19 protein-coding genes are annotated in these 19653 nt (G+C 27.3%); 13 read left to right on the top strand and 6 right to left on the bottom strand.

From position 1 onward, the window contains the following. Positions 1–10: 10 nt before the first annotated feature. Positions 11–544, top strand: coding sequence for a hypothetical protein (locus tag N4A48_RS12565; RefSeq protein ID WP_293666501.1), 534 nt, complete (start codon positions 11–13; stop codon positions 542–544). Positions 545–691: 147 nt separating this feature from the next. Here the strand turns inward: N4A48_RS12565 and N4A48_RS12560 are convergent, their stop codons facing one another. Then, positions 692–931, bottom strand: coding sequence for a hypothetical protein (locus tag N4A48_RS12560; protein ID WP_293666500.1), 240 nt, complete (start codon positions 929–931; stop codon positions 692–694). Positions 932–976: 45 nt separating this feature from the next. Then, positions 977–1243 (bottom strand): hypothetical protein, encoded by a 267-nt coding sequence (locus N4A48_RS12555; protein ID WP_293666498.1) that lies wholly within the window; start codon positions 1241–1243, stop codon positions 977–979. 187 nt (positions 1244–1430) lie between these two features. Between N4A48_RS12555 and N4A48_RS12550 the strand changes: the two genes are divergently transcribed. Then, positions 1431–1775, top strand: a complete 345-nt coding sequence (locus N4A48_RS12550; protein WP_293666497.1) for a zinc ribbon domain-containing protein YjdM — start codon at positions 1431–1433, stop codon at positions 1773–1775. Between the two features lie 59 nt (positions 1776–1834). Here N4A48_RS12550 and N4A48_RS12545 read toward each other — a convergent pair whose 3' ends face one another. From N4A48_RS12545 to N4A48_RS12530, 4 genes are all read right to left on the bottom strand, one after another. Next, positions 1835–3901, bottom strand: a complete 2067-nt coding sequence (locus N4A48_RS12545) for a methyl-accepting chemotaxis protein (RefSeq protein WP_293666495.1) — start codon at positions 3899–3901, stop codon at positions 1835–1837. 100 nt (positions 3902–4001) lie between these two features. Beyond that, a complete protein-coding gene (locus N4A48_RS12540) occupies positions 4002–4958 on the bottom strand; it encodes an SGNH/GDSL hydrolase family protein (protein ID WP_293666494.1) in 957 nt (318 codons plus the stop codon). Between the two features lie 222 nt (positions 4959–5180). Further along, positions 5181–6935 (bottom strand): M56 family metallopeptidase, encoded by a 1755-nt coding sequence (locus N4A48_RS12535; RefSeq protein WP_293666521.1) that lies wholly within the window; start codon positions 6933–6935, stop codon positions 5181–5183. A 29-nt stretch (positions 6936–6964) separates the two neighbouring features. Further along, a complete protein-coding gene (locus N4A48_RS12530) occupies positions 6965–7342 on the bottom strand; it encodes a BlaI/MecI/CopY family transcriptional regulator (protein WP_293666492.1) in 378 nt (125 codons plus the stop codon). Between the two features lie 201 nt (positions 7343–7543). On the opposite strand from N4A48_RS12530, the gene N4A48_RS12525 reads away from it, so the two are divergent. The 11 genes from N4A48_RS12525 (at position 7544) to rpsD (ending at position 19609) form a co-directional block, all read left to right on the top strand. Further along, positions 7544–8929 (top strand): sulfurtransferase, encoded by a 1386-nt coding sequence (locus tag N4A48_RS12525; RefSeq protein WP_293666491.1) that lies wholly within the window; start codon positions 7544–7546, stop codon positions 8927–8929. A 12-nt stretch (positions 8930–8941) separates the two neighbouring features. Then, positions 8942–9340, top strand: coding sequence for a hypothetical protein (locus N4A48_RS12520; protein WP_293666489.1), 399 nt, complete (start codon positions 8942–8944; stop codon positions 9338–9340). 235 nt (positions 9341–9575) lie between these two features. Beyond that, positions 9576–11786 carry a sigma 54-interacting transcriptional regulator gene (locus N4A48_RS12515; RefSeq protein ID WP_293666488.1) on the top strand — a complete coding sequence of 737 codons (2211 nt, stop codon included), beginning with the start codon at positions 9576–9578 and terminating at the stop codon, positions 11784–11786. A gap of 365 nt (positions 11787–12151) precedes the next feature. Next, a complete protein-coding gene (locus N4A48_RS12510) occupies positions 12152–12316 on the top strand; it encodes an aspartyl-phosphate phosphatase Spo0E family protein (RefSeq protein ID WP_293666486.1) in 165 nt (54 codons plus the stop codon). Positions 12317–12393: 77 nt separating this feature from the next. Then, complete coding sequence (locus N4A48_RS12505) at positions 12394–13146, top strand: exodeoxyribonuclease III (protein WP_293666484.1); 753 nt, start codon at positions 12394–12396, stop codon at positions 13144–13146. A gap of 143 nt (positions 13147–13289) precedes the next feature. Then, the gene (locus N4A48_RS12500) at positions 13290–14384 is read left to right on the top strand and encodes a GerAB/ArcD/ProY family transporter (RefSeq protein ID WP_293666482.1); all 1095 of its coding nucleotides are present in this window, start codon (positions 13290–13292) and stop codon (positions 14382–14384) included. A gap of 362 nt (positions 14385–14746) precedes the next feature. After that, complete coding sequence (locus N4A48_RS12495; RefSeq protein WP_293666480.1) at positions 14747–16198, top strand: aminotransferase class I/II-fold pyridoxal phosphate-dependent enzyme; 1452 nt, start codon at positions 14747–14749, stop codon at positions 16196–16198. 305 nt (positions 16199–16503) lie between these two features. Next, positions 16504–16920: an adenosylmethionine decarboxylase gene (gene speD, locus N4A48_RS12490; protein WP_330665129.1), complete on the top strand. Its 417-nt coding sequence runs from the start codon at positions 16504–16506 to the stop codon at positions 16918–16920. 47 nt (positions 16921–16967) lie between these two features. Continuing rightward, on the top strand, positions 16968–17822 hold the full coding sequence (gene speE / locus N4A48_RS12485; RefSeq protein ID WP_293666478.1) for a polyamine aminopropyltransferase: 855 nt from the start codon (positions 16968–16970) through the stop codon (positions 17820–17822). Further along, a complete protein-coding gene (gene speB / locus N4A48_RS12480) occupies positions 17809–18663 on the top strand; it encodes an agmatinase (protein WP_293666476.1) in 855 nt (284 codons plus the stop codon). Before speE ends, speB begins: the two co-directional genes overlap by 14 nt. 349 nt (positions 18664–19012) lie before the next feature. Beyond that, positions 19013–19609 (top strand): 30S ribosomal protein S4, encoded by a 597-nt coding sequence (gene rpsD, locus N4A48_RS12475; RefSeq protein WP_293666474.1) that lies wholly within the window; start codon positions 19013–19015, stop codon positions 19607–19609. Positions 19610–19653: the final 44 nt, after the last annotated feature.

The raw sequence follows: 19653 nt of genomic DNA, 5'->3' as shown, positions 1-19653 counted from the left end.
GAGATAAAATATGCTTTTAGAAAATTTAAAGCAAAATATGATTTTGCCTAAAAAAGAAATTTTTATAAATAAAATAGAAAAAGATGACAAATTTTATTTTTATGATTTTATTGAAAAGAAAAATCGTATTTTTTATATTGATAGAATAAAGCATTATGATATTTGGGAAGAAGTAAATGACAAATTTGAAGATGCGTTCATACAAGATTTTTCAAAAGAACAGATTAAGAAGATGAAAGAACAATATATAGATATTTTAGAGAAAATTTGTCCAAAAGGAATGGATTTAGCAATAGTTGAATATGAAACTGAGGATGATATACAGCTTAATTTTTATTCAAAAGAATATTTGGATGTAATACCAGTATGTAATACATCTTCATCATCTGCGATAATTTTAAAATCAGATAAAGAAGTTGGAAATAATGGATTTGAAAGTAGAGTTTGTATGATTAAGCCAGTAGAAAAAGATTTTAAGGGAAGTCTTGATGTTGAATTATTCTCATGGGTAATGAAAATACCAGAAGAAATAATAACACTTTAAGGGTATTAAAATTATTTTAGATATAAATTATGGGTATATTTTTTAAAAATAGTAGCTTTAATATGTATTATGATTTTTGCCATAAATAGAAAAAGGCTATTAGTAAAATAGCCTTTTTCTTAAAGTGATGCTTTAATTATAATAAGTTTATTTTTTTATGTAATCAGATGCTTTTTTATGTTCAGAAGAATCAATATGCTTTGAGTTGTATATTTTAACAACTTCCTTTACAGCATCAGTGGACATGTGAGGAAGATATTGTTCAATATATTGCCAATTTCCTGTCTTTTGTATTATATCTAAAGCTTTTATATCTGCTTCATTTTGAGCAATGTCAGATGAAGTTGTTTTATTATTATAATTATCATAACCATTATATCCATTCATAGTCAAATTAATAGAATTATTATCATTATTACATTCTACATTAAATTACATATACTCTAAAAGTTCTTTCATAGGCATATATAACTGTGTTTTAGAACTATTATCTTTCTTAATTGCAACTAATGGATTTTTTAAAGATACCTCTTCTCCATAAAAATAAACTTTAGAGTTAATAAAATTTGCTGATTCTACTTTTTCTAGTGAAGAAACAGTAGAAGGCTCTGAACTTGCTGAAACTCCTAAAACTGCTGAAGTTCCTATTATACCAAGTAACAATCCTAGAATTAAACTTTTAATCTGAAATTTTTCCACTTCACTCACCCCTCGCCTATATTTTACCAAAAAATTATATTGAATAGTTTACAGAATGTCAAATTTTTATCTGAGGTTTCTTAATAAGTATTAAGTTTGTCAATATTAGAAAACTATGATAGTATATAGTCCGATAAGTTAAAGATAGTTATTATAGGTAACAATGACGAACGGAGGAAATAAAATTATGATTAATTTACCAAACTGTCCAAAATGTAATTCAGAATATACTTATGAAGATGGAAGTCTTCTTGTTTGTCCAGAATGTGCTCATGAATGGACTTTAGAATCAGAAGCTGAAGAAGTAAATGTTATTAAAGATGTAAATGGAAATGTTTTAAATGATGGTGATTCTGTAACAGTAATCAGAGACCTCAAAGTAAAGGGAAGTTCATCAAGTATAAAAATAGGTACAAAAGTAAAAAATATACGCTTAGTACATGATCCATCTGATGGAGAACATGATATAGAGTGTAAGATTGATGGTTTTGGAGCTATGAAATTAAAGTCTTCAGTTGTTAAAAAAGCATAAGATTAAATAGACCCAAACTTACAAATATTAGATGTTAGTTTGGGTCTATTTAATCTTTTTTATACTTTGAATTTTTTTATATTTTCTTCTAGTATATGAGTACTTTCTTTTGATTCTAAAACTTGCTGCATTACTTGAGTAGATTTATCATTTATTTTAGAAACTCTATTTACTATATTTGTAGTGCCTATTGCTCCATTAGAAGCTGCTTGAGTTACACCTTCAATAGTTACTAGAACATTTTGAATAGAAGCTAGTAATTCCTCAGATGTAGAGCTGAATTCTGTTACAAGGTCGTCTACAAATTTAGCATCTTCGTTATATTTTTCTGATACATCTAACAGCGTTTTATAATCGTTATTTACATCTGTAGATACAAAAGTTAATAAACTATTAGAACTACTAGAAAGATTATTTACTGAAGAGACAACTTTTGATGTTACATCTTGTATCTCAAGTACAGTATCTTTTGATTGTTCTGCAAGTTTTCTTATTTCATCAGCAACAACAGAGAATCCTCTTCCTGCTTCTCCAGCTCTTGCTGCTTCTATAGCAGCATTTAAAGCAAGCAAATTAGTTTTTTCAGCTATACTCATAATAGACTCAGATAAGATATTAATCTGATTAACTATTTCTGAATCTTCAATTGCTTGTTCTAGTTGATCTTTTGTATTAATAATTACATCAGAAGCTTTTTTCTGAGCTATAGTAACCTTTTCCTTAGTAGCATTTGCTCTTATACTAATTTCATTAGATGAAATAGAACCTTCTTGAGATCTTTGGGCAATAGAGTTAACAGCTGCTTCTATATCTTTAGAAGTCATAGACATTTGATTAGAAGATACAGCAGTTTGTTCCATGCTTGCAGCTAATTCTTCTGTAGTTGCAGATATTTCCTGTAAGTCATTATTTAATATATCCACACTATTTACTACATTATCTACCTTTGATTCGATAGCTTCAGATTCATTTCTAATATTATTAACTAAACCAACTAATGAAATTTTCATAGTATTAATAGCATTAGTAATGGTACCTATTTCATCTTTTCTTGATAATAATTTAGAATCAAGTGATTGAGAAAAATCACCATTTGAAAGAGTTTTTAAATACTGTGCAGATTGTATTATAGGCGTAGTAATTAACATTGTGTTTTTATTAATCAACAAAATTGTTAAAAGTAGAATAAATGTTGAAGTAATAAGAACTATTAAAGATATTTTTTTAGATCCCTTTGTTAATTCTTTTTGTGACATAAAAGATGCTAAAATCCAGTCAGTACCATCAATTTTAATTGGATTTACTATGTATTTTTCTCCATTAATATCAGCAGAAAATGATTTTAAATCTTCTACTAATGTTTTTTCTAATCCTGGAATACCTACTTCTTTTATATTCTTGAAGTTATTATCAGGATTATTTCCATCAGCCATGATTATTCCTGTATTATGTAAAAGGATATAAAAACCAGTTTTACCCATCTTCATTTTATTTAACATATCACTAATAACTGATTGCTCAACATCTATTCCTATTGTACCTAAGATATTTCCGCTAGCATCAGTGAATGAAGATACATTACTTATAATCATTTTACCACTAGTAGCTTTGTATGGAGCTGTTCTCATAATAGAACCATTTCCACTTAAGCCTTTTTGATACCAACCTCTAGAAGTAGGATCGTAATTTCCGCCTATATCAGCTTCAGGCCAATTAAGAAAACCACCATCTTCAGTTGCCAAATATACATACAATGTACCAGAATGAGTATTTGCATATTGGTCAAATAATTGATAAATATTTCGCTCAATAGGTCCGTTTTGAGATGGAGTCATTTTAGTCTTTTCAGTAACATCCATATAGTTAGTAATTGTATTATCAACTGCTTGAATTGTTAACGGATTTTTTGCTAACATAGTTATATCTTTGTCTATTTGATCATAAAAAATTTTGATAGAATTTTCTACTAATCTCATCTGTTCATTAGAATTAGTGAAGTAATCTTTTCTAGCTTGAGCATCGACCTCATAACTAACCACAATTCCTACTGTTGCTAGAGAAAGTAAAATAATGATTATAGTAATAGTTAGAAATTGAGATCGAATACTTTTAAACCATGAATTCATAATTAGAGCCTCCTTAATAGGGTGTAATATCTTAAATCAATTTGTATTAACATTGATTTAAGATATTAATCAAAAGAGTCTTGAGATTTGTTGGAAAATTTTATTTAAAGTTTTTCAACTCATTATACATTTCTTCTCCGAATATTTTATGAGCAACACGACCAGGATGCCATTCATCCCAGAAGAAATATTGATCTGGATTTTCATGAGCTGGTTTAACTTTTGGATAAGTACTTTGACACTCTTTACTTAATTCAACTAATCCATATTTTTGAGGATTTTTAATTATATTATCACTAACCTTAGTTATATCAAATAGCATGATTGAAACATTTAAATCGTTCTGAAGATTGTTCATAGATTCAGGAAGATTTTTATTAACACGCTCCATAAAAGCTTTAGATGAGTCTGTTCTATTATTAGCAATTTCATAAGGAACAAGTGATAAATCACTACTATTTACTACAAAAAAATTCTTAGCTCCAAGCTTGGATAATTTTTCAACAGCAGTATTTATATTTTCAACAGCTTTATCAGCTACATCTTCAATTTTACCTGGGTGTGAATAATCCATAAATAAAAAGTAATCATTACCAGAAGCAAAAATAAAATATAGAGCATCAGGGTCAGCTTTTGCCCCATTTAAGCTTTTTTCAAACTTTTCAATTTGACCCAATACTCCTGTATATCCTAAATGATCCATCCAATTAGAATAATTTTCTTTTCCTGTAGTAGCTCCACCTGTAGCATAATTAGTTAAATTTAAATCTAATTTTTTTGCTAATACTTCAACAGCTGTAGGTCCATTTGAGTATCTATCATTCCAATATAATTCATCTGAAGGCTTAATATATGCTCCATCAGGGCAATCTTTTGAATGTACAATTTCTGTGGAAATTTTTTTAGCTTCTCCATTGTCTGAAAAACTATCTCCAAAAGCAAATACTTGAGTAAATTCTCCTTTAGTTTTATCTTTAGCAGTTACATACCAAATTCCACTAAAAACAAAACTACAAACTAAAAGAATTGTAACAATAGATTTAACATTTTTTTTCACGTCAGTTCCTCCCTATTTCATATTTTCATAGTTAATTATAAACAATTCTCAATTTATTTTCTACATTTATTTTCAATAAGATGAAAATTATTACAATAAAACCGAAACTATATAAAAAAGTATTTTATAAAAAACTAATATATTCAGAAAGATATTTATATAAGAGGTTTAAAAATGGAAAAAATAAAAAGTAAGAAAAAACCTAGTTTTCAGGTTTTTTTCTTACTTTTTATTTGTTAATGAAAAATGTTCATCTAATCTCTCTAACTGTAAATCCGATTTATCTATTTTTATATCTTTTATTATATTATTTTCTGATAAAATATATATTCCTACAAAAGGTGAAGGTTTATCTTTACCTATAATAGGGTAAACAGTTAATTTTAGATCTCCTTCTTTATTAAAAGCTTCGTTACTACCATGTGTAAGATTGAATTTGTTCTTAAAATCAGATAAAGATTTATTTAAGAACTCCTTCTTAAATTCTACAAAGTTAGAATTTTTCTCTAAGTCAGTCAAATCTTTTTTATCAATATCACCTGATGTATAGAAGTTTACTTTATAATCAGAATCCTTCCAATTGTTACTTGGTATCCCTGAAAATTCATCAATTTTCATATTTACAATTTTTTCGTTTTCCATAAATACATATAAAGCACTACTCTCTTCATCGCTTTTTATAGGGTATATGGTTTCATTATATAAATTGTTTAATATTTCATTTGAGGTAAGACCTTTTGTATCAACATAATAAGTATTTACATAAGGTGTCCCTAATGTTTTCCATATGAATTCATAATCTTTACCTATAATCCAATTTTTATTATTCAATATTTTACTTGCATCAGGTAGACCTAAAGGATATTCATTATTTTCTTCAATGATGTTGCTAGGGTTTTGTTTTGAAATTTCGTTAGGAGTAGTATTAGTGTTATTTTCTGGTTCACTAATGGAACTGCATCCAACTAAGACTATTAATAAAAAGCTTATAAATGATAATTTATAAGAGGTTTTTTTGAATTTTTTTATCATAATAATTCTCCTTTTAAGTTCATATTTATTTTCTAATATATTCGTAGATACGGGAATAAAGCTAGGTTTAGAAAGATAATCTAATAGATCTATAATAACTTTTCCATAAGAAATATGTTTTTCTTTTTTTAAATTATTTAATACGTATGCATCACAAGCGACTTCCATATCGTTTTTCATTTTATAAAAACCTATCCATATAATTGGGTTGAACCAATAGATTAATTGATAAGTTAATATAATCCAATTCGTTAATATGTCTTTTCTTTTTAAATGGGATAATTCATGGAGTAGTATTAATTCTAATTGTTCATTATCAAAATTGTATAAAATTTGTTCTGGTAAAAGAATTTTAGGAGAAAAAATACCAACTAAACTAGGTGTAGAAAATTTTGTTGTTTTTATTAATCTTAAATGTTGATTTATTCCCAATACTTCTTTGCACTTATTGAGAATAGATAGTTTTTGTGTATCTAAGATATCTTCTTCTATATTTATTAATTTGTTAAAATGAATTGTTTTTATAAAAACAATTAAGCTTAATAAAAGGAATCCTAGTAACCATATGTATGCAAAAATATTTTTAAGTGATTCAAATATATTAAATGCATTTTGATTTTTTTTCGAAATTGTTGAAGTACTGTCTTTTTCTTTAGACATAGATTTATTATTGTTTGAGTAAGGATATCTTATAGTGTTATTATAGTTGTTTATATCATTTGAAAAATTATCTTCGCTAAGTTGCATTTTTGAAATATATTTATTTTGATTAAAGTATTTTGGAATATTATATATACTTATATTACTTTGAGCAGTATAGGGAACAGTAAGTGATATAAAAAGTAAAAACCATATCATATAATGTGTTTTTGCAGTAAAAAAATTATTGAATAGAAATTTAATTGTAAATATTATCAATATCAAAATACTGGTTTTCAATGACATTATAAGTAAAAGCTTACTAAAATTTATCATCATTTATTTTCCTCATCTAATAAATTCTTTAATTCATCTATTTCTTGTGAAGATAACTTCATATCTTTTATAAAGTGAGCAAACATAGCATTGAGAGAACCGTTGTAAACTCTTTTTAAAAATGAATCATTTTCCATTTTTTTATAATCATTTTCTTTTATCAATGGATAGTAAAGATAAGCTTTGCCATCTTTTTTAAAATCAATTGCTTCTTTTTTTAGAAGTCTATTAATCATAGTTTTGATAGTTTTTTCACTCCAGCCATTGCGTACATCTATTTGTTCTACTATATCCTGTGATTTTATAGGATTCTGTTTCCAAATAAGCTTCATGATTTTATATTCACTATCAGATATTTTAGGTATTTTTTTATTCATATAATAAAACTCCTTTTCTTATTATTACAAGTGTAATCTATATTTAATATTACACTTGTAATCTTTATTTGTCAACAAAAAATCAAAATTTAAAAAAATTATATAAAATCTCTGAGTATAGAAAAAGTCTATAATGATTTACAGTAACCGACATATAATGATATACTGTTGCCAAAAACAATAAAAGGAGTTGGAATTAATATGAGAAAAGCACTTATAATTACACTATCTTTAGTCATGCTAATATTTACTCTAGTAGGATGTTCTAATAAAGATAATGAACAGAATACAAACAACGATTCTCAAGGAGAATATAATGTTGCTGAAACTCAAATGGTTCAAGATGCACTTAAAGATGATTCTTGGATAGTTGTAGATACACGCTTAAATGATGCATTCAATGGATGGAAATTAGATGGAATTAGTAGAGGTGGAAGAATTAAAGGAGCTGTAGATTTCTCTGCTAACTGGTTAAAGGTTGAAAATGATACAAAAGAAGATATTTTAAATGAAGCACTTGAAACAAAGGGAATAACAGAAGATAAAAATATAGTTTTATATGATGCAAATGGAAAAGATTCTAAAGAAGTTGCTGATTATTTAAAAGGAAAAGGATTTAACAAATTATACTTATATGATGCTAACAAATGGGCAGATGATGAAAAATTACCAATGGAAAAATACGAAAACTATAAATTAGTTGTACCAGCAGTGGTTGTAAAAGATGTCATTGATGGAAAGAAACCAGAAACTTTCGAAAATGCTAAAAATATAAAGATTGTAGAAGGAAGCTGGGGAGAAGAAAAGACGTCTTATGCTAAGGGGCATATTCCTACTTCATTCCATATAAACACAGATGAAATTGAGCCTCCAACAACTGAAGAGCCAATGATGTGGATGCTAGCTGATGATGAAACTCTTAAAAAAGTTGCTCTTAAATATGGATTTACAAAAGATGATACTGTAATAGTTACAGGAGAAGAGCCTTTAGGTGCTTATAGAGTAGCTACAGTACTTAGATATATAGGCGTTAATGATGTAAGAGTTTTAAATGGTGGAACAATGGCTTGGACTATGGCAGGCTATGAATTAGAAACTACAAGTAACAAAGCTACACCAGTTGAAGATTTTGGTGGAGCTATACCAGCAAATCCAGATGTTATAGATACAATGGAAGAAACTAGAGCGGGATTAAAAACTCCTGATAAATTTACATTACTAGACAATCGTACTTGGGATGAGCATATAGGTAAATCAAGTGGATATTCATATCACAAAAAAATGGGTAGAATACCTGGATCTGTATTTGGATATGCAGGAAAAACAGATTCTTATGCTTTAGACTATTATAGAAATATAGACAAGACTATGAGAAATGCAGATGAATTCGTTGCTCTTTGGAAAGAACAAGGAATAGATACAACTAAACACTTATCATTCATGTGTGGTAGTGGATGGAGAGTAGCTGAAATATATACTTATGCTGATGTTATTGGACTTGGTGATATATCTATATTTAGTGATGGATGGATTGGATGGAGTAATGATCCTACTAATCCAATAGAAACAGGAGAACCTAAAAAGTAGGTGAAAAAGCTTTTGAAAAATAAAACTTTTGATATTATATTGTATGTGGTTGAATTGATAGGATTTATAGCATTATTTATTTTAGAGTATTTATCAAAATATAAAGCTGGTGTTATGAAACACCTATATTTTAAGAAAATGGAGTATTTAGCTAAAGTATATACTCAAGATGCCATAATGGTACATTCTATTATAGTAGTGGCTTTGCTTATAGGCGTAGTACTAATATCTAAAAGTAGATTTAGTTCTAATTGTAAAACAAATACAATTATATTTGTTGTATATAGTATTACTTTAATTGCTGCATTTTATAATCCTTATATAAAAGAGCTAAATACATATGCATACATATTAATATTATTAGAAACATCAATTATGATTCAAGTAGTGAAAATTATTATTAATAAATAAGAAAAAGGGTATATTTATCTAAAAATTAATTTTTAGATAAATATACCCTTTTTTATAATGAGTAGGAAAGTATATTCTTATTTGAATTGTGGATAAGTATAATTTACGTTATGAGTTTCAAAAAAAGTCTACATTTTAAATTTTCAAAAGGAAGACTTTTTTTATTTACAAATATATATCTAAATATTAAAATCACTCTAGTAGTCCAGATATAATCATAAGGAGGAAAAGAACAATGAAGGATGCCTGTATTACAAAAATAAATATAGATGAAGTTTTAATAAAGTCAGAAATTATTAAGCTAGCAGATAAAAATATAGTTTTCTTTGTTTTACATAGAAGTAAAATTATTTATACAAATTATTTTTTCGAAATAAGCATGGGTTATACTAAAGATGAATTAAATAATATAGATATTGAAGATATTTTTGATGAGGACTCTAGAAAAGTTTTTGAAAAACATAAAAAAAATAATAAGCAAAAATATAATATTAGAATACACAAAAAAAACGGCCAGAAGGTATGGATAAATGCATATATAAAAGATTTAGAACTAGAAGAAAAAGAATTAATAATGGTTATAGGATGTGAGATAACAGAAAGCATTAAAATAAAAGAAAAACTAAAAATAAAACAACAGTTTTATGAAATATTAAATAATGATATGGAATTAATTATTTCTACAACAATAGACCATAGATATACTTTTATCAATGATGCTTATTGTAATTATTTTGGAGTCAAGAGAGAAAAATTAATAGGAAAAAGTGATTTCTCTTATGTTCTTGAAGAGGATAAAAAGAAAATAATACAAGAATTAAAATCAGTAACAATTGATAAGCCTTTTATAAAATTAGAAGTAAGAGCATTAAAAAAAGATGGATCTTTAGTATGGGGAGAATGGATAGGATACATTTTACATAATGAATTTAAAGAACCTATAAAATATATAGGCATAGGAAGAGATATTACAAAAAAGAAAGGCTTTGAAGAAGAGTTAAAAAAAATCAAAGATATATTGGAAGTAGAAACTGAAAAAAGAACGCATGAATTAAATGAAATTAACAAAAAATTAATGTATACCGATAGTCAAATGAAAAGTATTTTAATGAGTGTATCTGAATGTGTAGCCGTTATTGATGATTTAGGTAATTTTGAAAATTTAAATACAGTTCTTGAAAAGAACTGGAACGTATATTTGAAAGATATAAAAAAATTTTTAAAAAACATGATTTTAAAAGAAAAAGATAACTGTATTTATAAAATGCTAAAGAAAAAAAAATCTTTTTATGAGCATAAACTTATAATTCCAGCAATAAAAGGGAAGTTACAACTTTTTATATCTGGGAATTACATAGATAGTTACGAAGAAAATATCAATAAAGGTATAATTGTTCTTAGAAATATTAAAGAGATAAATGAGATAGGAAATAATATTGATAACTCACAAGCAAAATTTACCTTTTCTAATATTATTACAAAAAATAAAAAAATGATGAAAATAATAGAATTAGGATATAAGGCCTCACTTGGAGAAGCTAATATATTGATACAAGGAGAGAGTGGTACTGGGAAAGAACTATTTGCACAATCCATCCATAATAATAGTAAACGTTGTACAGGTCCATTTATAGCTGTAAATTGTGGGGCTATTTCTAGAGAATTAATTGGTAGTGAGCTATTTGGTTATACAGAAGGTTCATTTACTGGAGCTAGAAAGGGTGGTAAACGAGGTAAATTTGAATTATCCTCAGGAGGTACTATTTTTTTAGATGAAATAGGTGATATGCCATTTGAACAGCAAGTATCTTTACTAAGAGTGATTCAAGAAAAAAAAGTTATGCGTATAGGAGGAGAGCGCGAAATTCCTATAGATGTACGTATTATATGTGCTACCAATAAAAATTTATATGAATCTATGAAAGACGGGAGTTTTAGGCAAGATTTATATTATAGATTGAATGTTATTTCTATTAAAATACCACCATTAAGAGAAAGATGTGAAGATATTCCTATATTATTTGAATATTTTATAAAACAAATATCTAAGAATGGAGAAAAGATTTTAAAAAATATTGATCCACTAGCAATGGAATATTTAAAAAGATACAATTGGCACGGAAATATAAGAGAGTTACAAAATATTGTAGAGAGAATTATCTGTACTACAAATAGTGACTATATAACGTTAACACATTTAGTAGAAAATGTTTTTAAATTTGATTTAAATAGTATTGATGAATCAGAGAGTTCATTAAAAGAAATATGTATTAAGAATATTTTAGAAACAGAGAGAAGGAGAAAAGAAGATGAAGAGATTGATGAAATTATAAAACTTCTTAAGGAATATAAAGGGAATATTAGTAAGATAGCTAGAAAAATGGATATTTCTCGTAGCACCTTGTATAGAAAAATGGATAAATATAAAATAGAGAAACAAGAATAAAGCCAAACTCAAATTAATATGAAGATTTAAAAATTTTAAATAGGGTAAAAAATGATACAAAATGATACAAAATGATACAAATTGACACGGTTTAAGTTTATACAGTATAGATACAAGAGAAACATAGTAAAATATGGAATAATATAAAGTAATATGTCGTTATGTATAAAAATGTAGATACATATCAAAAAATATACATTGGTGTAAAAAATATGAAATTAATAAAGTGTTTTTATAAATGAAAACTTTTCATTTGATTATTTTGTAGATTTCAACTCTAAGTTAATATATGGAATATATTTTGCTTTTATAAGTAAGTATAGTATTTTCAAAATTATTAGCATTAGATAGAGGGAGGAGAAATCGTGCTTAAAAAAATCGAGCAGAAAATAAAATGTTTAAAGGAAGATATTCATAAAATGATTGAAGAAAAAAATAATCTGTTAGATCCAGAAGTAATAAGAGTTAGCCAAGAACTTGATATAGTATTGAATCAGTACAATACATATTTAAATAGAAAAGAAGTATAATAATATTCAATATAAATGAATTAGGTTTGTATTTGACATAATTTACATAAAAACAATATTTAAAAAAGGAGATTATTATGAAACTTATATCTTGGAATGTAAATGGTTTAAGAGCTATAGTTAAAAAGAATTTTATGGAGTTTTTTGAAGAAGTAGATGCTGATATATTCTGTTTACAAGAAATAAAGTTACAAGACGGACAAATAGATCTTGAGCTTGAAGGTTATGAACAATACTTTAATTATGCTGAGAAAAAAGGGTATTCTGGAACAGCTATATTTACAAAGCGTAAACCAATATCTGTGAACTATGGAATAGGAATAGAGGAACACGATAAAGAAGGTCGTGTTATAACTATAGAGCTTAATGATTATTATGTTGTAACAGTTTATACCCCAAATTCTCAAACAAAGCTGGCAAGACTTGACTATAGGATGAAGTGGGAAGATGATTTTAGAGATTATCTTAAAAATTTAGAAAAATCAAAGCCTGTTGTAGTTTGTGGGGATTTGAACGTAGCACATAAAGAAATAGACCTTAAAAATCCTAAGACGAATAGAAAAAATGCAGGTTTTTCAGATGAGGAAAGAGATAAGATGACTAATCTTTTAGAGGCTGGGTTTATAGATACTTATAGACATTTTAACCCTTATAAAGAAGGGGTTTATTCATGGTGGAGCTATAGGTTTAATGCTAGAAAAAATAATGCGGGATGGCGTATTGATTATTTTTTAGCATCTAAAGAACTAGAAGATAGATTAGTTCGCGCAAGTATATATACTGAAGTTCTAGGTTCGGACCATTGCCCCATTGAACTTATATTAGAGTAAATAGATTCAACTACTTTTCATAATTTGTGTTATGAGTTTCAAAAAAGTTTACAGCTACGATTTTTTTAAATAAGAACTTTTTTATAAATATGATTTATATGGGCAAACTATATAGATAATATTTATAATAGGAGGAGCAAGTAGTGAATAAAGAGATTATTTCTAATAAACAAGGTATAATTCTTATATTTCTTTATATAATAGGAGAAGCTTCAGTATTTGTAATGGGTGTTGAGGCTAAAAATGATATATGGATAGCTATTATTTTATCAATATTTACGGCATTACCTTTAGTTCTTATATATGCTAGAATTCATTATATTTTTTTAGATAAAAATATATTTGATGTTATAGAAGTTTCCTTTTCAAATATAATTGCGAAAATAATCATAATTATGCTTATTCAATATACAATTTTTTTAGTAGAAGTAACATTAATAGGTTTCAGTGAATTTATAACTATAGTTTCTCTGAAAAAAACTCCACAAATACAAATAAGTATGATATTCTCATTTTTATCAATATGGATGGCAAAGAAAGGGTTAGAAGTTATAGCTAATTGGGCAGAGTTATTTTTTTTAGTAACAGTAATAATTATATTTATGACTGTCTTTTTAATAACTCCTAAGATGGACTATAACAATCTTTTACCTATATTATATAATGGGACAAAACCAATAATTAAAGCCAGTTTTTCTATACTTATATTTCCATTTGGAGAATTATTGATATTTACTATGTTTTTTTCTAAATTTACTACTAGAAATTCAGTATATAAAGTATATTGTTTTGGAGTACTAGCAGCGGGAATAGTTTTATTAATTATTTCTGTAGCTAATATTTTGGTTATTGGAGTAGATGAAGCTTCAGTTTTATATTATCCGTCATATACTACTGTTTCGAGAATAAATATTGGGAAAGTAATACAAAGATTAGAGGTAATTGTATCTATTGTATTGATATTAGGAGGTATCTTGAAGATAAGTATAGGTTTATCGGCAGTTAGCAAAGGTGTTTGTAAGATATTTGGGCTTAAAGATTATAAATTTATATTAGTACCTATTTCCTTACTAATAATAAATTTAACTTATTTTGATTTTGGAAGTACAATAGAATATCATGAATTTGGGAAAAAGGTGTATCCATATTATTCGATTTTTTTTCAAGTTATTTTACCTATTATAATATGGACTAATGTTGAAACAAAGAAGAAACGATTAATAGATAATTACAGATAGAAAATACAAGTTCATTTTATATAGTAAGTAAGAGCATTTAGTTTTATCCGAAAGCTAAGAGTTATAACACCCAATCTTCTTAAGGCTGGATATAAGAACTTAACAGCTTCTCTTCATAAATATGGTTTATATGGGCAAACTATATAAAATATATCCATATCAAGTATTTTTCTTTCAAGTGATAATACCAATTATTATATGGATTACTGCTGAAGTAAAAAAGAAACGATTATTATATAGATAACTAAAAAATGAATTAGAAATATATTTAGAAAATTGTATTGACAAAAATAAATATTAAGTAGTAATATATCATTTATTATAACTATTAGTGATAATTTGCGTAAAAAGGTGGTTAAATAATGATAATAAATCAAAATAAAACTCCATTATTTGATGCTTTAAAAGAGTATCAAAAAAGGAACGTAATCCCATTTGATGTACCAGGACATAAGCATGGAAAAGGTCTCCCTGAACTAGTTGATTATTTAGGAGAAAGGGTTTTAGAAGTTGATGTTAACTCTATGAAATGTTTAGATAATGTAAGTAACCCTGTAGGTGTTATAAAAGAATCACAAGAACTTATGGCTAAAGCTTATTGTGCAGATCATGCATTTTTTCTAGTTAATGGAACATCATCTGGAGTACAAGCTATGATAATGAGTGTATGTAATCCTGGTGATAAAATTATAGTTCCAAGAAATGCACATAAATCTGCTATAAATGGACTTATATTAAGTGGTGGTATACCTGTATATGTTCAGCCACAAACTAATGATGAACTTGGAATAGCTATGGGAGTTTCTGTTGAAAGTATTGAAGAAGCTATTGAAGAAAATCCTGATGTTAAGGCTGTATTTATAATAAATCCAACTTATTATGGTGCAACATCAAATTTAAAGAGAATAATCGAAATATCTCATGAAAAGAATATAGCAGTTATAGTTGATGAAGCTCATGGGGCTCATTTTAAATTTCATAAAGAACTTCCAATGTCAGCTATGGAGCTAGGTGCAGATATGTCTGCTGTTAGTATTCATAAAACAGGAGGATCTTTAAGTCAAAGTTCTGCCTTATTATTAAATGATGGAATAATAGATAAAAATATAGTTAAAACGATACTAAATCTTACTCAAACTACTAGTGCATCATACTTATTGATGTCTAGCCTTGATGTAGCTAGAAAGATGCTTGCAACTAAAGGAGAGGAAGTAATAACAAGAGTTTTAGAAATCTCAAGAAAAGCTAGAGAAGAGATAAATAAAATTGAAGGATTATATGCTTTTGGAAATGAGCTTATAGATGAGTGTGGAGTGTATAATTTTGATGAAACAAAGCTTGGAGTATGTGTTAAAAATATTGGAATGACTGGGTTTGAAGTATATGATGTTTTAAGAGACGAATATAATATACAAGTAGAGCTGGGAGATGTATATAATATATTAGCAATTATAAGTGTTGGAGATGATAGTTATTCTGTAAAAAAACTTGTAGATGCTCTTAGAGATATCAAAGAAAAGTATGGTGAAGGTAGAGTTGATTTTGATAAGGTAGTACTTCATAATCCTCAAATCGTAGTATCGCCAAGAGATGCTTTTTATGCTAGAAAAAAAATTATAAAACTTGAAGAGTCAGAAGGTGAAGTAAGTGGAGAATCCATTATGGCATATCCACCTGGAATACCTATAATTACACCTGGAGAGAGAATAAGTAGCGAAATTATAGAATATATAAAATTTATTAAGAAACAGCATGGGATGATGACAGATACAGAGGATCCATACGTTGAAAATATAAAAGTTTTAGGAATATAACTCAAAAACAGAGTACTCATTTATATGTGTATTCTGTTTTTTTATGGTCAAAAAAATCATTGGATTATTTTCCTTAAATATCAAAATAAAAAATTTTTGAAAAATTATTGACAAACTCAAAAAAAATAGTATAGTATATAATGTATTTACTATAAATCAATTTTAAGTTTACAAATAGTAAACATTAGTATAAATCAATTTCAAGTTTACAGATGGGAAACTTTTAGAATGAAAATAAACTTGAAGTTTACAAATAGTAAACAAACTATATATTTTAATTTGTATAATGAAAAGGAGACATAGATATGAAGATAGAACAATTAGGTAGACATATTTTAGTTGAGTTTTATGATTGTGATAAGGAAATTTTAAATAATCATGCTTTAGTTGAGAAGTATATGGTTGAGGCAGCTGAAGAGGCAAATGCAACTGTAGTTACTAGCTGTTTCCATATGTTTAATCCTTGGGGAGTTAGTGGCGCAGTTATAATTCAAGAATCTCACTTAACAATACACACTTGGCCAGAGTATGGATATGCTTCAGTTGATTTATTTACTTGTGGTGATTCTGTAAATCCTTGGGTAGCATTTGACTATCTTGAAAAGAATCTTAAAGCTGAAAAGAGTGAGGCATCTGAAGTTGCAAGAGGGCTTGTAGATAGAATAAGACATAATTCTAAAGAAAAATTTAAAGAAATTAAATTTAAACCAGACGAAAAATAATAAAGTGAAAATATATTAAAGAAATAACTAACTAAGGGGTGTAGAAAATGCAATTATGGTATACAGAAGATCAAACAGATAACGTAAAATTCTCAATGAAAGTTAAAAAACACCTTTTTTCTGAAACTAGTGAATTTCAACAAGTAGATGTTTTTGATACACACGAATTTGGCAAAGTACTTACTATAGATGGACTTGTAATGGTTACAGAAAAGGATGAGTTTATATATCATGATATGATAACTCATGTTGCTATGGCTACTAACATAGATATCAAAAATGTTCTTGTAATAGGAGCAGGTGATGGTGGAACAGTAAGAGAACTTACAAGATATGAAAATATAGAAAAAATAGATATGGTTGAAATAGATGAACTAGTAGTTAGAGCATCAAAGGAGTACTTACCTATAACAGCTAGTAAGTTAGATGATCCAAGAGTTAATCTATACTTTGAAGATGGAATTAAGTTTGTAGAAGGTAAAGAGAATATGTATGATTTAATAATTGTAGATTCTACTGACCCAATAGGTCCTGGAGAAGGTCTTTTTACAACAGAGTTTTATACTAATTGCTATAACGCTTTAACTGAAAAGGGTATATTAATAAATCAAAATGAGAGTCCATACTATTCACATAATGCAAGAGAGATGAGTAGAGCTCATAAAAAAATCAAAAATATATTCCCAATAGCAAAGGCATACCAATATCATATGCCAACATATCCATCTGGACATTGGTTATTTGGATTTGCATCAAAGAAATTAGATCCTATAAATGATTTAAATAAAGAAAAATGGAACAGTCTTGAAATAAAGACTAAATACTATAATACAGACATTCACGTAGGAGCATTCGCTCTTCCTACATACGTTAAGGAGATGTTGGAAGATGAATCTATTTAAGAATGTATCTACTTTTCTAGGCTTTGATAATGAATATGAAGAATCTAATTTAGTCTTATTTGGAAGCCCATTTGATGGAACAACTTCCTTTAGACCTGGAACAAGATTTGCTTCTAATGTAATGAGAAGTGAGTCTTATGGACTTGAAACATACAGTCCTTATTTAGATAAAGACTTAGAAGATGTTAAAGCTTTTGATGCAGGAGATTTAGAATTTCCATTTGGAAATACTCAAAAGGTATTAGATGAAATATATGATTTTACATCTAATATATTAAAAGATGGTAAAACTCCTATAATGATAGGAGGAGAGCATCTAGTATCGTTACCAAGCATAAAAGCAGCATATGAGAAATATAATGATATGTATTTAATCCACTTTGATGCCCATACAGATCTTAGAGATGATTATTTAGGAGAAAAATTATCTCATGCATCGGTAATAAGAAGATGTTGGGATTTTATGGGTGATAATAAAATATATCAATTTGGAATAAGATCTGGAGAAAAAACAGAGTTTGAGTGGGCAAAAGAACATACTAATTTAACTAAGTTTTCTTGCAAAGGTCTTAAAGAAGCAGTTGAAAAAATAGGAGACAAGCCTGTTTATATAACCATAGATTTAGATATTTTAGATCCATCTATTTTTTCAGGAACAGGAACTCCTGAGCCTGGGGGAATTACTTTTAATGAAATGATAGAAGCCATAAAAACTATGGAGCCTTTAAATATAGTTGGAGCTGATATTGTAGAGCTTGCACCTCAGTATGATACAAGTGGAGTATCAAATGCAGTTGCATGTAAGATATTAAGAGAGATGTCACTTATAATAGCAGAATAATTTAATAAATTTATTACATGAAAAACAACGCTTATCAAATTTAATAAGCGTTATTTTTTATGCTTAAGGAAACTATATCATTTTTGTTTTATTGATAATTATTTTCAAAAAAAGTCTTTACAATATGAAATGATTAGTATATAATTTATTTGCGAATGAAAATTGATATCAATGAAACTGCACATTATTGATACATACGCATTATCTGTATATTGATGCCATTGTTTTACACTCTTGGGCTAACAGTCTCTCTTGGTCTGCACCACTAAGAGAGACTGTTTTTGTGAAAATCAAACGAAATATTATCGCGGCTGCTAAAGATAATAAAAAATATATGGAGGGAAAGTTTATGGCAAAAGATAGAAGACCACGATTTAAGCTATGTAGAAGATTTGGAGTTAATATATATGGACATCCAAAAGCTATGAATCGTCAAGATAGTAATGTTAGAAGAAAGAAAATGTCTGATTATGGATTACAACTTAATGAAAAGCAAAAGTTAAAAGCTTATTATGGAGTTTTAGAAAAGCAGTTTTTAAGATATGTTAAAAAAGCTGTAAAATCTTCTGAACTAACAGGTACAGCATTAGCTCAAATGTTAGAATGTAGACTAGACAATCTAGTATATAGAATGGGGTTTGCATCGTCTATTAGACAAGCTAGACAAATGGTAACTCATAGACATATATTAGTTAATGGAGAACGAGTGGACAGACCATCTTATGAAGTAGCTCCAGGAGATGTTGTAACTCTTAGAGAAAAATCTAGAAAGAATGAGATGTTCGCAGATAATTTCAATAACTTAAATAGCTTCCAACTAGATTATATAGAAATAGATAAAAATAAATTTAGTGGAAAGCTTACTAAATTACCTGCTAGAGAGAATATACCTATAGAGGTAAGAGACCATCTAGTTGTTGAGTTCTATTCTAAAGTAAAAGCTTAAATTAAAGGTAGTCTATTACATAAAATTTGTAATAAACTACCTTT

The sequence above is a fragment of the Tepidibacter sp. genome, assembly GCF_025210165.1.
Classification (GTDB): Bacteria; Bacillota; Clostridia; order Peptostreptococcales; family Peptostreptococcaceae; genus Tepidibacter_A.
This window is presented reverse-complemented; position numbering and strand designations above follow the sequence as displayed.

Excerpts from the sequence above, each read along its gene's own strand:
- N4A48_RS12565 (WP_293666501.1), top strand. The coding sequence starts at position 11 with ATGCTTTTAGAAAATTTAAAGCAAAATATGATTTTGCCTAAAAAAGAA.
- N4A48_RS12560 (WP_293666500.1), bottom strand. The coding sequence starts at position 931 with ATGAATGGATATAATGGTTATGATAATTATAATAATAAAACAACTTCA.
- N4A48_RS12550 (WP_293666497.1), top strand. The coding sequence starts at position 1,431 with ATGATTAATTTACCAAACTGTCCAAAATGTAATTCAGAATATACTTAT.
- N4A48_RS12545 (WP_293666495.1), bottom strand. The coding sequence starts at position 3,901 with ATGAATTCATGGTTTAAAAGTATTCGATCTCAATTTCTAACTATTACT.
- N4A48_RS12535 (WP_293666521.1), bottom strand. The coding sequence starts at position 6,935 with ATGTCATTGAAAACCAGTATTTTGATATTGATAATATTTACAATTAAA.
- N4A48_RS12530 (WP_293666492.1), bottom strand. The coding sequence starts at position 7,342 with ATGAATAAAAAAATACCTAAAATATCTGATAGTGAATATAAAATCATG.
- N4A48_RS12525 (WP_293666491.1), top strand. The coding sequence starts at position 7,544 with ATGAGAAAAGCACTTATAATTACACTATCTTTAGTCATGCTAATATTT.
- N4A48_RS12515 (WP_293666488.1), top strand. The coding sequence starts at position 9,576 with ATGAAGGATGCCTGTATTACAAAAATAAATATAGATGAAGTTTTAATA.
- N4A48_RS12505 (WP_293666484.1), top strand. The coding sequence starts at position 12,394 with ATGAAACTTATATCTTGGAATGTAAATGGTTTAAGAGCTATAGTTAAA.
- N4A48_RS12495 (WP_293666480.1), top strand. The coding sequence starts at position 14,747 with ATGATAATAAATCAAAATAAAACTCCATTATTTGATGCTTTAAAAGAG.
- speD (WP_330665129.1), top strand. The coding sequence starts at position 16,504 with ATGAAGATAGAACAATTAGGTAGACATATTTTAGTTGAGTTTTATGAT.
- speE (WP_293666478.1), top strand. The coding sequence starts at position 16,968 with ATGCAATTATGGTATACAGAAGATCAAACAGATAACGTAAAATTCTCA.
- speB (WP_293666476.1), top strand. The coding sequence starts at position 17,809 with ATGAATCTATTTAAGAATGTATCTACTTTTCTAGGCTTTGATAATGAA.
- rpsD (WP_293666474.1), top strand. The coding sequence starts at position 19,013 with ATGGCAAAAGATAGAAGACCACGATTTAAGCTATGTAGAAGATTTGGA.